The organism is Streptomyces sp. NBC_00190, assembly GCF_036203305.1.
In the GTDB taxonomy this organism is placed as follows: Bacteria; Actinomycetota; Actinomycetes; order Streptomycetales; family Streptomycetaceae; genus Streptomyces.
In genome coordinates, this window is sequence record NZ_CP108131.1 from 1,078,680 (window position 1) to 1,091,983 (window position 13,304).

The 13,304-nt window shown below is 73.9% G+C and carries 14 protein-coding genes; 5 read left to right on the forward strand and 9 right to left on the reverse strand.

Translation table 11 applies throughout. From position 1 onward, the window contains the following. The first annotated feature begins 3 nt into the window (after nt 1-3). Nucleotides 4-1,119, forward strand: a complete 1,116-nt coding sequence (gene tmpA / locus OG429_RS05440; protein ID WP_328924138.1) for a 2-trimethylaminoethylphosphonate dioxygenase — start codon at nt 4-6, stop codon at nt 1,117-1,119. Next, a complete protein-coding gene (locus tag OG429_RS05445) occupies nt 1,116-1,679 on the forward strand; it encodes a phosphonate degradation HD-domain oxygenase (protein WP_328924139.1) in 564 nt (187 codons plus the stop codon). The genes tmpA and OG429_RS05445 overlap by 4 nt, the downstream gene beginning before the upstream one ends. On the opposite strand, the gene OG429_RS05450 is transcribed toward OG429_RS05445, so the two are convergent. The 7 genes from OG429_RS05450 to OG429_RS05480 form a co-directional block, all read right to left on the reverse strand. Beyond that, nucleotides 1,669-2,436, reverse strand: coding sequence for a GntR family transcriptional regulator (locus OG429_RS05450; protein ID WP_328924140.1), 768 nt, complete (start codon nt 2,434-2,436; stop codon nt 1,669-1,671). The genes OG429_RS05445 and OG429_RS05450 overlap by 11 nt on opposite strands. A gap of 10 nt (nt 2,437-2,446) precedes the next feature. Continuing rightward, nucleotides 2,447-4,399 carry a serine/threonine-protein kinase gene (locus OG429_RS05455; RefSeq protein ID WP_328924141.1) on the reverse strand — a complete coding sequence of 651 codons (1,953 nt, stop codon included), beginning with the start codon at nt 4,397-4,399 and terminating at the stop codon, nt 2,447-2,449. Nucleotides 4,400-4,465: 66 nt separating this feature from the next. Then, nucleotides 4,466-5,125 carry an HAD family hydrolase gene (locus tag OG429_RS05460; RefSeq protein WP_328924142.1) on the reverse strand — a complete coding sequence of 220 codons (660 nt, stop codon included), beginning with the start codon at nt 5,123-5,125 and terminating at the stop codon, nt 4,466-4,468. Beyond that, nucleotides 5,122-6,219 carry an ABC transporter ATP-binding protein gene (locus tag OG429_RS05465; RefSeq protein ID WP_328924143.1) on the reverse strand — a complete coding sequence of 366 codons (1,098 nt, stop codon included), beginning with the start codon at nt 6,217-6,219 and terminating at the stop codon, nt 5,122-5,124. The genes OG429_RS05460 and OG429_RS05465 overlap by 4 nt, the downstream gene beginning before the upstream one ends. 5 nt (nt 6,220-6,224) lie before the next feature. After that, on the reverse strand, nt 6,225-7,160 hold the full coding sequence (locus OG429_RS05470; protein ID WP_328924144.1) for an ABC transporter permease: 936 nt from the start codon (nt 7,158-7,160) through the stop codon (nt 6,225-6,227). Next, the gene (locus OG429_RS05475) at nt 7,148-8,035 is read right to left on the reverse strand and encodes an ABC transporter permease (RefSeq protein ID WP_328924145.1); all 888 of its coding nucleotides are present in this window, start codon (nt 8,033-8,035) and stop codon (nt 7,148-7,150) included. Before OG429_RS05475 ends, OG429_RS05470 begins: the two co-directional genes overlap by 13 nt. Further along, nucleotides 8,035-9,198 carry an ABC transporter substrate-binding protein gene (locus OG429_RS05480; protein ID WP_405680441.1) on the reverse strand — a complete coding sequence of 388 codons (1,164 nt, stop codon included), beginning with the start codon at nt 9,196-9,198 and terminating at the stop codon, nt 8,035-8,037. The genes OG429_RS05475 and OG429_RS05480 overlap by 1 nt, the downstream gene beginning before the upstream one ends. A gap of 209 nt (nt 9,199-9,407) precedes the next feature. On the opposite strand from OG429_RS05480, the gene OG429_RS05485 reads away from it, so the two are divergent. The 3 genes from OG429_RS05485 (at nt 9,408) to OG429_RS05495 (ending at nt 11,674) form a co-directional block, all read left to right on the forward strand. Next, entirely contained in the window at nt 9,408-10,172 is a 765-nt protein-coding gene (locus OG429_RS05485) for a GntR family transcriptional regulator (RefSeq protein WP_328924146.1), read from the forward strand. A gap of 148 nt (nt 10,173-10,320) precedes the next feature. Further along, complete coding sequence (locus tag OG429_RS05490) at nt 10,321-11,229, forward strand: LysR family transcriptional regulator (protein ID WP_328924147.1); 909 nt, start codon at nt 10,321-10,323, stop codon at nt 11,227-11,229. Between the two features lie 115 nt (nt 11,230-11,344). Beyond that, the gene (locus OG429_RS05495) at nt 11,345-11,674 is read left to right on the forward strand and encodes a hypothetical protein (RefSeq protein WP_328924148.1); all 330 of its coding nucleotides are present in this window, start codon (nt 11,345-11,347) and stop codon (nt 11,672-11,674) included. On the opposite strand, the gene OG429_RS05500 is transcribed toward OG429_RS05495, so the two are convergent. Together OG429_RS05500 and OG429_RS05505 are read right to left on the reverse strand one after the other, a co-directional pair. After that, a complete protein-coding gene (locus OG429_RS05500) occupies nt 11,638-12,330 on the reverse strand; it encodes a response regulator transcription factor (RefSeq protein ID WP_328924149.1) in 693 nt (230 codons plus the stop codon). The two genes, OG429_RS05495 and OG429_RS05500, sit on opposite strands and share 37 nt — an antisense overlap. Beyond that, nucleotides 12,327-13,190, reverse strand: coding sequence for a sensor histidine kinase (locus OG429_RS05505; RefSeq protein WP_328924150.1), 864 nt, complete (start codon nt 13,188-13,190; stop codon nt 12,327-12,329). The genes OG429_RS05500 and OG429_RS05505 overlap by 4 nt, the downstream gene beginning before the upstream one ends. Between the last annotated feature and the right edge of the window lie 114 nt (nt 13,191-13,304).

Sequence of the window (13,304 nt, forward strand, 5' to 3'; positions counted from 1 at the left end):
GCGATGACCGCGACGGAGACCGCCCACCCGCCCGCCTTCTGGCTGCGCGACAACTGTCCTTGCGGCGCCTGCCGTGACCCGCGCAACGGCCAGAAGCTGTTCCAGATCACCGACCTGCCCGACGACCTGGCCGTCGGCGCGGTACGGGACGGTGTCCCGGCCGCGGACGGCGGCCCCGGCCGGGAAGTGCTGTGGGAGCCCGACGGACACCGGTCCGTCTACCCGGACGCCTGGCTCGCCGCCCACGCGCCCGGCGCAGCCCTCGGCCCGCCCCGCGCGGGCGACGGCCGGACCGAGGCGGACAAGGACCTGTGGGCCGCGGCGGATCTGCGCGGGCGGATCCCCGAGGCCGGCTGGGGCGCGTACATCGGCGACCGCCGGGTGCGGATGCGGACGCTCGACAGCGTGGCGCGCCTCGGCTTCGTCCTGCTGCGGGGTGTCCCGCCCCGGGACCGGATGGTCCTCGACGTGGCGCGCACCTTCGGCTTCGTGCGCGAGACGAACTACGGCGAGCTCTTCGAGGTCCGGGTGGAGGCCGACCCCAACAATCTCGCCTTCACCGGCGCCCGGATCACCCCGCACACGGACAACCCGTACCGGGACCCGGTGCCCACGCTCCAGCTGCTGCACTGCCTGAGCAACGAGGCGCGGGGCGGGGACTCCGGACTCGTCGACGGCTTCCACGCCGCCGCGCTGCTGCGCGAAGAGGACCCGGACGCCTTCGCCGTACTGACCCGCGTGCCCGTCGAGTTCGCCTTCGCCGACGCCCGCACCGAGCTGCGCGCCCACCGGCCGCTGATCGACGTGGACCCGCTCGGGCGCATCCGGGAGATCCGGTTCAACAACCGCTCCATCGGCACCCTGCACCAGACGGCCGCGGTCGTGGAGGAGTTCTACGCCGCCTACCGCACGTTCGCACGGCTGCTGCTGCGCCCCGGCCTCCAGCTGGATTTCCGGCTGGCCCCCGGCGACTGCGTCGTCTTCGACAACACCCGCCTGCTGCACGCCCGTACGGCCTTCGCCGAGTCCGGCGCCCGCCACCTCCAGGGGGCCTACGCCGACCTCGACGGCCTCCTGTCCACCCTGTCCGTCCTGCGCCGCGGAGGAGACCGCTCATGACCCGGGACATCAGCCCCGTCGACACGCTCGCCGCGCTCTTCGAGGGCGAGGGCAGCGCCGAGTACTTCGGCGAAGCCGTCACCCAGGCCGGGCACATGCTCCAGGCCGCCGCCCTCGCCGAGGCCGCCGGCGCGCCCGCGCACCTCGTCGCCGCCGCCCTGCTGCACGACATCGGGCACTTCCACGGCACGGTGACCGGCCGCGACCTGATGGAGGGCGGCGTGGACAACCGGCACAGCCACACCGCAGCGGACTGGCTCGCCCGGTGGTTCGGTCCGGAGGTGACCGAGCCGGTACGGCTGCACGTCGCCGCCAAGCGGTACCTCTGCACGGCCGAGCCCGGCTACTTCGACCTGCTCTCCGAGGCCTCCGTGCACACGTTGCGCGTCCAGGGCGGGCCGATGACCGAGGACCAGGCCCGCGCCTTCGAGGCGCTGCCCGGCGCGGCCGACGCCGTGGCCGTACGGCGCTGGGACGAGTGGGCGAAGGACCCGGATATGGCGACCCCGGGCTTCGAGCACTTCCGGCCGCTGCTGGAAGGGCTGCTGGTCAGGGCCTGAGCCGTCGGCCCAGCCCGCCCGCCGCCGTGGTGTGCACGGTGAAGGCCACCGTCCCGGGAAGGTAGCGGTCCTGCGACCACTCCACCGGGACGCCGGCCGGGTCGGTGGAGCGCCGCCGCTCCCGCAGCAGCGCGTCCCCGGCCCGGCAGCCCAGCAGCCGCGCGTCGTCGGCGTCCGCGAGGGCGATGTCGATGGTGTGGTGGGCGTCGATGAACAGCACTCCGTGCAGCGCGAGTTGCCCGGAGTACGAAACCGTGTCCAGCGGCATCTCGGCCACCAGCGCGCCCACCGCCGCCGGGTACGTCGTGCGCTCCACCATGACCGGTGCGCCGGAGAGCGTACGCAGCCTGAGCACGCGGTGGACGGTGGCGCCGGGTTCGACCCGCAACTGCTCCGCCTCCTCGGCGTCGGCCTCACCCCGCTCGACCGAGACGGTCCGGCCGCCCGGCTCCTCGCCCAGCGAGCGCGCCCACCGCGTGAAGCTCCGCAGTTCGGCGGCGCCGCCCTGGCCGCCGGGGCCGGCCAGCACGACCCGGCGGCTGCCGCGGCGCGAGGTGATCAGCCCGTCGCTGCGCAGCGCGGCCAGCGCCTGGCGGACCGTACCGCGGGAGACGCCGTAGCGGCGGGCGAGTTCGTCCTCGGCGGGGAGCCGGGCGCCGGAGCCGTACTCCCCCGCCGTGATCGCGGTCCGCAGGTCCGCGGCGACGGTCCGGTAGAGCGGTGTCCGGCGGGACGCCGGCTCCGGTGTCTGGTCCACGGCCCCGGGCTCAGCCGCGCGAGCCGGAGCCGGAGCCGGCGGCATTGCGCCAGACCGTCACGTCCAGCGTCATGTACTTGCTGGGGGAACCCTCGGGCGAGAATCCCTGCACCGTCACGAGGCCCATGTGTCCGGTGCCCGTGGTGACGCAGATCTGCCGCCCCTTGGCGAGCTTGGTCAGATAGATGTTCTTGGCGAACCGCGTCTCGGCGCGGCAGACGGCGAGAGATCCCTCCTGCCCGGGATCGAGCAGGACCATGTTCCCCTCCGAGGTCTCCGCGTCGAGGTATCCGCCGGTGTCGTAGGACAGTTCGTACCCCCCGTCCTCGCCCTCCTGGGGCCGGACGTCCTCGTCACCGAGGGTCAGGTGGTAACCGGCGGTGAGGTTGATGCCCTTGTGGTCGGTGGGCTTCGGATCGGCCTTGGCGCTGGGCTTCGCGCTGGGCTTCGCGCTCGGCTTCGCCGTGCCCGTCTGCCCTCCGCCGGCCGTGTCCGTCCCGGTCCCCGTCCCCCTGCCCTTGTCCTGCGAGGTGGCGCCGCCCTGTGCCTGCTTCCCGTCTTCCTTGAGCAGGAAGTACGCCGTGCCGGCGCCCCCGACGGCGAACACCAGCGCGGCCGCGAGCGCGATGAACGGGCCCCGCTTGCCCGAGCTCTTCGGGGGCTGGGCGCCCGGGGGCATGGGGTATCCGGGGTAGCCCTGCGGCTGCGGGTGCGGGTGCGTCGGGAACTGGGCCGGAGCATAAGCGTGGGCGTGGGCCTGCGTGGGGACGTGCGTGGGCGGGGGCGTGGGGTACTGCTGCTGGACCGGTTGCTGCGGCTGCGGCAGGTGCTGAGGCTGCTGGGGCAGTGCCGGCCCGTAGCCCGGAGGCGGAGTGGCCGGTGCCGTCGGCGCAGTGGCCGGAGCCGTCGGCGGGTTGACCGGAGCCGGAGGCGCGGTGGGCGGAGCCGTCGGCGCGGTGGCCGGAGCCACCGGCGCGGTGGGCGTGTACGCCGCCACGGTCGGGGCGGCCGAGGGCGGCGGCGGGGTCTGGACCGGGGCGGGGGCGGCCGCGCGCACGGTGATGTCGGCGGCCACGGGAGCCGGGAGCCAGTCCTCGGGGCGGCGCAGGACCGTCTCCGCGTTCGCGGCCTGGCAGAGCTCGATGATCTCGGAGATGGACGGCCTGGCCTCGGGGTCCTTGGCGAGGCAGCGGGTCACGAGCTCCGTCAGCCGCTCCGGGACTGCGGAGAGGTCGGGCTCCTCGTGCACGATCCGGTAGAGCACCCCGTGCGAGGTCCCCTCGCCGAAGGCCGGGGTGCCCGTCGCCGCGTACGCCGCGACCTGGCCCAGCGCGAAGATGTCCGTGGCCGGGGTGACCTTGCGCCCCGCCGCCTGCTCGGGGGCCATGAACGAGGGCGTGCCGATGGTCACTCCGCTGCCCGTGAGCGAGGTCGCGTCGGCGGCGTAGGCGATGCCGAAGTCGATGACGCGGGGCCCGTCCGCGGCGAGCAGCACGTTGGACGGCTTGAGGTCGCGGTGGACGATGCCCGCGCCGTGGATGACGTGCAGGGCCTCGGCCATGCCGGCGATCAGCAGGAGCACCGCCTCGACCGGCAGCGCCCCGTGCGCGACGACGGCGTCGGCGAGCGAGGGGCCCGGCACGTAGGCGGTGGCCAGCCAGGGCTGCGCGCCGTCGGTGTCGGCGTCGATGACCGGGGCGGTGAACAGGCCCTGCACCCGCTGCGCGGACTGCACCTCCTGGGCGAACCGGCGGCGGAACTCGGCGTCCTCGCCGAATTCGGGGCGGATCACCTTGATCGCCACGGGCCGGCCGCCGGGGGTGTACGACAGGTACACCTTGCCCATGCCGCCGGCGCCGAGCTTGGCGGCCAGCCGGTACCCGGCGATGGTGGTCGGGTCGTCTCCCGAGAGCGGTTGGAAGACCTGAGGGGTAGTGTCCCGGCCCGGCTGCTGACCACTCATCAACTCATGTCTCCCACGCAGTACTCCATTGTCGACCGGCACCCTACCCGGCGTCCCGGCCCCTCCTCACACGGGTGGCCGCGCGCAGCCCCGCAGCAGCTCGGGGGTGACGTCCTCCAGGGACGCGGCGAAGGTCCGCGGCGGCGACGCGGGGACCGGCAGCAGCGACGGGACCACCAGGACCCCGCATCCGGCCGCCTCCGCCGAGGCCGCGCCGTCCGGCGAGTCCTCCACCGCCACGCACGCCTCCGGTACGAGGCCCAGCCGCCCGGCGGCCACCCGGTAGGGGTCCGGGTGCGGCTTGGTCCGTACGGTGTCGTCGGCGGACAGCGTGAAGGCGAAGGGGACGTGCGCCAGCGAACCGCCGACCACCGAGTCCACGACCACCCGCGGCGAGGCGCTGACCAGTGCGAAGGGCACGCCCTCCGCCTCCAGGGCGGTCAGCAGCCGCTGGGCGCCGGGCCGCATGGGGGCGCCCGCCTGCACCCGGCGGAAGAAGTCCTCGGTGAGGGCCGCCCCGACCTCCCGCGGGTCTCCCCCGCCCGCGACCCGTACGAGGTGGGCCGCGGTGTCCTCCACGGCGCGGCCGACCACCTCCGGAGCGTCCGCGTCGGTGAGCCGGTGGCCGAGGCCGTCGGCTATCTCCTCGGCGGTCCGCCACCACAGCACCTCGGTGTCGACGAGGGTGCCGTCCATGTCGAACAGGACCGCGGCGAGGGTGCTCACGCGGGCCTGGCCACGACGAGCACGGGCCCCTCGGCCAGTCCCACGGCGGCCCGGGCGCCGGGCACCAGGGCGCCGGCGTCCCGCGAGGGCAGGTCGGCCTTGACGGGCACGCCGCCGGGCAGCTCCAGGTGGAGGCGGGTCACCGAGCCGAAGAAGGAGGCGGAGACGACCGTCGCCGTGCCCTCGGCGTCGGCGGTCGCCGTCACGTTCTCGGGGCGTACGAGGACCTCCACGTCCGGTGTCGAGGGGACGGGGCCGTCCACCGGGAGGCGTACGCCCGCCACGGCCACCATGCCGGAGTCGGTGAGCTGTCCGGGGAGCCGGTTCATGGTGCCGACGAACTCGGCGACGAACGGTGTCGCGGGACGCTCGTACAACTCGGCCGGGGCGGCGCACTGTTCGAGCCTGCCGGCGTTCAGGACGGCGACCCGGTCGGCCATCGACAGCGCCTCCTCCTGGTCGTGGGTGACGAACACGGTGGTGATGCCGAGGGACAGCTGGAGCCTGCGGATCTCCTCGCGCAGGTTCGCCCGCACCTTGGCGTCCAGCGCGGAGAGCGGCTCGTCGAGCAGGAGCACGCGCGGGCGCAGTGCCAGGGCGCGGGCGAGCGCGACGCGCTGCTGCTGGCCGCCGGACATCTGGTGCGGGTAGCGGTCGCCGTGGTCGGGGAGCCCCACCAGGTCCAGGAGTTCGGCGGCCCGCTCGCGGCGCTCGGCCGCGCCGACCTTGCGCACGCGCAGGCCGAAGGCGACGTTGTCGCGCGCGCTCAGGTTCGGGAAGAGGCTGTACGACTGGAAGACCATCCCGGCGTCGCGGCGGTTGGCCGGGACCCGGGTGACGTCCTGTCCGTCGACCAGGACTTCGCCGGAGTCGGGCTGCTCGAAACCGGCGACGACGCGCAGGGCGGTGGTCTTTCCGCAGCCCGACGGGCCGAGCAGGGCGAGGAGTTCGCCGGGCTCGACGGTCAGGTCGAGGCCGTCGAGGGCGACGGTGGAGCCGAACGCCCGGCGCAGGCCGCGGAACTCGACGCGGGCGCCCGCGGGGGCCGCTGAATCGGCCGCCGGCTTCCCGGCGGTGGGAAGGGTGGTGGACATGGAGGTCAGGTCTCCTTGCGGGAGGTGGTGGCGGGTGCGGCCGCGGCGGTGGACGGGGCGGTTCCGGCTCGCGAGAGGGCGAGCAGCAGCAGCCAGGTGATCAGGAGGCTGAGGACGGACACAGCCACGGACATGCGGGCCTGGGCTCCGGAGATCGAGACGATCCACACGGCGAAGGGCCGGAAGCCGAGGAGGGAGGCGATGGTGAACTCGCCGAGCACCAGGGCCAGGGTGAGGAAGGCGGCGCCCGCGATCGAGGCCCGCAGGTTCGGCAGGAGCACCCGCAGGACGACGTACGGCCAGCTCGCGCCGCAGCTGCGGGCCGCCTCGACCAGCGTGGGCACGTCGACGGCGCGCAGGCCGGCGTCGAGCGAGCGGTAGACGAAGGGCAGCGCCAGCACCGTGTAGGCGAGGACCAGGACGAAGGGGAAGTTCTCGTTCTGGACGGCGAGGAAGGTCTGGTAGAGCGGGGTCCGCGACAGGTGCTCCGGTCCCCAGCGCAGCACGGTGGTGATCCCGGTGACGAGGGCGATCGGCGGTACCACCAGCGGCAGCATGCACATGATCTCGACGACGGGACGCAGCCGCGGGGAGCCGAGGCGTACGCCGATCAGCGCGGGCACGGCGAGCAGCAGCGACAGCACGATGGTCGCGGCGGCCAGGCCGAGGGAGAGCAGCAGGCTCTCGGTGAAGCCGTCGGCGGAGAGCAGTTCGGTGTACGCCTCGAAGGTGATGCCCTGGCCGGGCACGTGCACGGTGAAGACGAAGGAGGCCAGGAGCGGGACGAGGAAGTACGCGCCCGCCAGTACGAGCACGGCTCCGCGCCACACCGCGGGCCTGCGGCGCCGTCCCCGGGGCCGGGCCGTGGGACGGTCGCCGGACGCGGCGCCGGTGGTCCGGGGTGCCGTGTCGGACGGGGCGGGTGAGGTCATCGCAGCCATCGGGCGCTCCGTCGCTGGAGGGGCAGGTAGACCGCCATGACCAGGCCGGCGATCAGGATCATGTCGAGGCCGAGGGCGAGCGCCACGTTCTCCTGGCCGGTGAGCACGTTGCCGGACAGCGCGTCCGCGATCTTGAGGGTGACCAGCGGGACGGAACCGCCGACGAGCGCCGCGGCCGTCGCGTGCGCGGCGAACGCGGTGCCGAACAGGAGCACGAAACCGCCGAGCAGGGAGGGCGCGAGCACGGGCAGGCCGACGTGGCGCCAGAACTGCCATCCGGTGGCCCCGCTGTTCTGGGCGGCCTCGCGCCATTGCGGACGCAGACCCTCCAGCGCCGGGGCGATCACCAGCACCATCAGCGGGATCAGGAAGTACAGGTACACCACGGCGAGACCGGTGAAGGAGTACAGGCTCCAGCCGAGGCTCGTGAGGTCGGCGAGCTGGGTGACGACTCCGGAGATGCCGACGGTGGCGATGAACGCGAAGGCGAGCGGGACGCCGCCGAAGTTCGCGAGCACGCCCGAGGCGGTCAGTGCCGCGCTGCGCAGGGCACCGGAGCGGGAGGTGACCACGGCCTGGGCGATGAGGACGCCGAGGACCGAGCCGATCAGCGCGGTGAGCGCGGAGAGCTGGACGCTGCCGAGGAGCGAGCCGAGGTACGGGCCCTGCAGGGAGCGGGCGAGGTGCTCACCGGTGAGCTGGGTGGCGCCGGTCGCCGGGTCCGTGCGGGTGACCGCGCCGAAGGCGATGGCGCCGAGCGGGATGCCGAAGCAGAGCCCGGTGAAGGCCAGCAGCGGGAGGGCGGCGAGCCAGGTGCGGGGGCCGCGCCGCCGGCGGCTGGTGCCGTCGGCGGCGCGGGAGAGGGTGGTCGGCATCAGGAGAGGGCCTTGTCCCACTTCTCGGCGAGGGTGGCCTTGGCCTTGTCGAGCTCCTCGGAGGCGGGGAACGCGGGGGTGCCCTGGACCTGCGGGAGCTTGGTGACGGCGTCCTTGTCGACGGTGCCGTCCTGGGTCATGACGGGCAGCAGGACCGGGCGGGCGTGGCCCTTCAGCCACAGGTTCTGGCCGTCGGCGCTGTACAGGAACTCCATCCACAGGCGGGCGGCCGCCGGGTTCGGGGCCTCCTTGTTGATGGCCTGCGAGTAGAACTGGGCGTAGACGCCGTCGGCGGGGACGGCGACCTTCCAGTCGACGCCCTTGCCCTTGAACTGCTCGGCGTAGCCGGCGTTCAGGTAGTCCCAGTCGATGGAGATGGGCGTCTCGCCCTTCTCCACGGTGGCCGGGGTGGACTCGACCGGGATGAAGTTCCCGCTCTTCTTCAGCTGGCCGAAGAAGTCGATGCCGGGCTGGATGTCGGCGAAGGAGCCCTTGCTGGCGAGGGCGGCCGCGTAGACGCCGCCGAAGGCCGAGCCGGACTTGGTGGGGTTGCCGTTGAGGGCGACCTTGCCCTTGTACTCGGGCTTCAGCAGGTCGGCGAAGGTCTGCGGGCAGGCGGGGATCTTCGCGGCGTCGCAGCCGATGGAGACGTAGCCGCCGTAGTCGTTGTACCAGCGGCCGTCGGCGTCCTTCTGGCCGGCCGGGATCTTGTCCCAGGCGGTGACCTTGTACGGGGCGAACAGGTTCTCCGCGGCTCCGCTGCGGGCGAAGGCGATGCCCAGGTCCATCACGTCGGGGGCGCGCTTCTGGCCCTTGCGGGACTTGACGGCGGCGATCTCGTCGGAGCTGGAGGCGTCCGGGTTCTCGCTGTTGACCTTGATCTTGTACTTGGCCTCGAAGGCCTTGATGATCTCGCCGTAGTTCGCCCAGTCCGGCGGCAGCGCGATCACATTGAGCTGGCCCTCCTTCTGCGCGGCGGCGACGAGGGCTTCCATCGAGCCGAAGTCGGCGACCGAGACGGCGGCGCCCGGCTGCACCTTGCTCTTCGCATCGCCGGCGGCGCCGGACTTGGGGTCGGGTGCGGCACCACACGCACTGAGCGTGGTGAGGACGGCGGCGCTGAGCAGAACGGCCGCACCGCGACGAGCGGAGGAACTGAGCACGGTCTCTCCCGGAGACGAAGGGGGAATCACTTGTATGGACAAGTTGGCTCCAGTTCGCCCGGGTCCGCTGTACGGACGGTGAACGGCGGCTGTCCCGGGGAGCACGGCTCGACGAAGAGACGAGAATGACCTGAGGATCGGCGGCACGACCTGCTGGAATGATCATGAGAGGTGGAGACGGGCGCGCGGCGAGCAGGGGGCGAAACGGCATGGCCATGGGTACGGGCACGGGCACGGTCCGGTATCTGGAGATCGCCGAGGCACTGCGCGGCGCGATCGTCTCCGGTGAACTCCCAGTGGGCGCGCAGCTGCCCTCGGAGAGCGATCTTGCGGCCCGCTGGTCCGCCTCGCGCGGGACGGTCCGCCAGGCGGTCGCCACGCTGGCCGCGGAGGGGCTGATCGGCTCCCGGCAGGGCGCGCGCCGCACCGTCCTGCGCCACGAGCGCCGGCAGAGCTTCGGCGAGCTGAACAGCTTCGCCCAGTGGGCCGAGGGGGTCGGGCACCGGGCCGACAGCCGCTTCCTGTCCCGGACCCGCCGGCCGGCCACGGCCGAGGAGGCGGAACGGCTCGCCCTGGACCCCGGTACGGAGATCCTCGCCGTGCTGCGGCTGCGCCTGCTCGACGGGGAGCCCACCATGGTGGAGCGGACCGCCTACGCCGACTGGGTCGCGGCGGGCGTCGAGGCGCTGCCGGCGGACTGCCGCTCCGTCATGGACAGCCTGGCCCAGAACTCCGGGATCGTCGCCCACCACGGCGAGCACCTCATCGACGCCCTGGCGGCGGGCAGCGAGGACGCCCGGCTGCTGGAGATCCGGCGCGGCAGTCCGCTGCTGCGCCAGCGCCACGTCTCGGCCACCGCGGCGGGCCGCCCGATCGAGTGGTCCGACGACCGCTACCGGGCGGGCAGCGTCACCTTCAGTGTGAGCAACTCGGCGGTAGCCACCCCCTTGGAGCGGCGGGCCGGCGAAGGCTGACCGCTGCGGCGCGGCTTCGGCGCGGCTTCGGCGATCCCGCCTGGCAGCCGGCCGACGATGCCAAAGATCTTCTGCATGCGTCCGGCCCTGCCGCTGTATGGTCCCCAGCGGAACTGACGATCGGCTGAACACCCCTGAAGGAAAACCGATGATCGACGTGCAGCGGCTGCGCATCCTGCGGGCCGTGGCGGAGCACGGCAGCTTCAACAGGGCGGCCGGAGCCCTGCTCCTGACACCGTCGGCCGTCTCCCAGCACATCGCCTCGCTGGAGCGCACGCTCGGTCAGCCGGTGGCGGTGCGCAGTACCCGCGGGGTCACGCTCACCGAGCCCGGACGGCTGCTCGTGGAAGCGGCGGAGACGATATCCGCCGAACTGGACCAGGTGCGCCACGAGATCGACCGGCTCACCGCGCCGCGGCCGCGCCTCACCGTGGCCACCTTCACCAGCGGGGGCCGGCACCTGCTGCCCGAGGCGCTGTCCCGGTTCGTGTCCGCGCATCCGGAGGTGGAACTGACGGTGCTGGAGAGCGAGCCGGAGGCCGCCGTGCCGATGGTCCGCGCCGGCGCCGCCGACCTCGCGCTGGCCTACCACTTCGACGGTCCGCCGCCGGTACGGCCGGACGGGCGCCCCGCGCTCGACTGGGTCCCGCTGATGGAGGACCCGCTGTGGCTGGTCCTGCCGCCCGGCCACCGGCTCGCGGACCGGACCTCCATCGGCCTCGCCGAGCTGGCCGCCGAACGCTGGGTGCTCGGCTGCCTCAAGACGGAGGCGTTCTTGCGCCGTTACGCGGAACTCGCCGGGTTCGGCCTGCGGGTGGGAGCCTCCACCACCGACTACTTCTTCGCCCAGACCCTGGTCGCCGCGGGCGTCGGCGTGTCCCTGGTCCCGCAGGTGTCCCTGGCGCCGCCTCCCGGATCGGCCGTGGTCGGGGTCGAACCGCCGCGGCCCGCGCGGCACATAGGCGTGGTCACCCCACGCCGCAGGCGCCCGATCCCGTACACCGTCGCCCTGACCGAGGCCCTGACCGCCGCCGCACGCAAGGACGCACACTCGTGAACCCTCTCCTGCGCGGTCTCGCCGCCAATCCGGCGCTGCCGCCCGAGCTGGTCGACCGGCTGATCGAACTCGCGGTCGCGAGTTGCGCGCCATGGTCACGCGGCACGGCGTACGCGTGGCAGCCCACGTCGCCGCCAATCCGGACGCGCCGGGAGCCTTGCTGGCGGAGCTGGCCCGCCACGAGCCCGTACGCAAGACCTTGCGCCGCATAGCCGTCCATCCGAACGCGACGGCCGACGCGCTCCTGCCCGCTCTGGCCGACGCGAGGGCGGGCCGCTGCGCCGCCGCCCACCCGGCGCTGGCGCCGTCGGTCCTCCTCGCCCTCCTGGAGGGCCCCGACGAGGGCGGGCCGAGGCCGCGGCCCAACCCCGCACTCCCGCCCGCGGTGATGGAAGAGCTGGTGGCCCGCTACTCCGAGCCCGGAGTGACCAGACCCGTCTCGTAGGCGAGGACCACGGCCTGGGCCCGGTCACGCAGCGACAGCTTCGCGAAGATCCGGGCCACGTGGGTCTTCACCGTGGCCTCGCTGAGCGTCAGCTCCCGCGCCAGTTCGGCGTTGGAACGGCCGCGGCCCATCAGCGTCAGCACCTCGCGCTCGCGCGGGGTCAGCGCGGCGAGCTCCCGGTGGACGGCGGGGGTGGCGATCCGGTCCGGCTCTGCGGCCGCCGGGGCGCAGCGCTCCACGAGGCGGCGGGTGATCGACGGGGCGAGCAGCGCGTCGCCGGTGCCGACGAGGCGGACGGCGGCGGCGAGGTGTTCGGGGGTGACGTCCTTGAGCAGGAAGCCGCTCGCTCCGGCGGCGAGGGCGGCATAGACGTATGTGTCGAGGTCGAAGGTGGTCAGCATGATCACCCGGCAGTCGGGGACCTCGGCGAGGATCCGGCGGGCGGCCTCCATGCCGTCCATGTTCGGCATCCGGATGTCGAGCAGGACGACGTCGGGGCGCAGGCTGCGTACGGCGGCGACCGCTTCCACCCCGTCGGCGGCCACCGCGACCACGTCGATGCCACGGGCGGTGAGGATCAACCGGAAGCCGGTGCGGACGAGGTCCTGGTCGTCGGCGATCACCACCCGGGGCGCGGGCCCGGCGGGGGCGGTCACGGCCGGTCCAGGGGCAGGCGGGCCCGCACGCGGAAGCCGCCGCCCAGGCGGCGGCGGGCGTCGAGGTCGCCGCCGTAGACGGCGACGCGCTCGCGCAGACCGAGCAGCCCGCGGCCGGCCCCCTCGGCCTTGGCGGCGGCCGGGCGGGTGCGCCGCTCCCCCGGTGCGGCGGCCCTCAGCACGCTGGGTCCGCTGGTGAGCACCTCCACGCGCAGCGCGTGGTCCGCGTAGCGCACCGTCACCTCCGTCCTGCCCCCGTCTCCGTGTTTGAGCGCATTGGTCAGTGCCTCCTGGATGATCCGGTACGCGGTGACGTCGATCCCCGCCGGCAGCGGGCTCGGGTCTCCCGAGATCCGGACGTCCACCGGCAGCCCGGCGAAGGCGAACCTGTCGATGAGCGGGGTCAGCCGGGCCATGGTCGGCTGCGGCGCGAGCCGCGTACCGGCCGTCGGGTGCGGGGCGTAGGGCTCGTACGGTTCGTCCGCGCCGTCCTGCGCGGGGGCCAGCAGCCCCAGCAGGTGCCGAAGTTCGGTCATGGTGTTCCGTCCGGCGCTCTCCACCGCGCCCATCGCCGCCGCGGCCTCCTCCGGCATGGTCTCCAGCACCTCGCGGGCGGCGCCCGCCTGGACCACCATGAGGCTGACGTTGTGGCTGACGATGTCGTGGAGTTCGGCCGCGATCCTGGCCCGTTCCGCGTCGACGGCGCTGCGGGCCGCGCTCTCGCGCTCCCGCTCCAGCAGCCAGGCGCGCTCCTCCAGGGCCGCGCGGTGGCCGCGCCGCGCGCGCCGCAGGGCCGCGCCCAGCCCGCCGGCCACGGCCGCGGCCACGCACGCGGCGCCCACCGCGATGATCAGTCCCACCCCGAACTCCCTCTGTCCGCCCGGGTGTCATTGTGCCGGACGGGCCGCGTACATCCCCAGGACGACCTGCCCGGACCTTTACATCCGGGGGGTGACGCACCGTCCCCGAACACC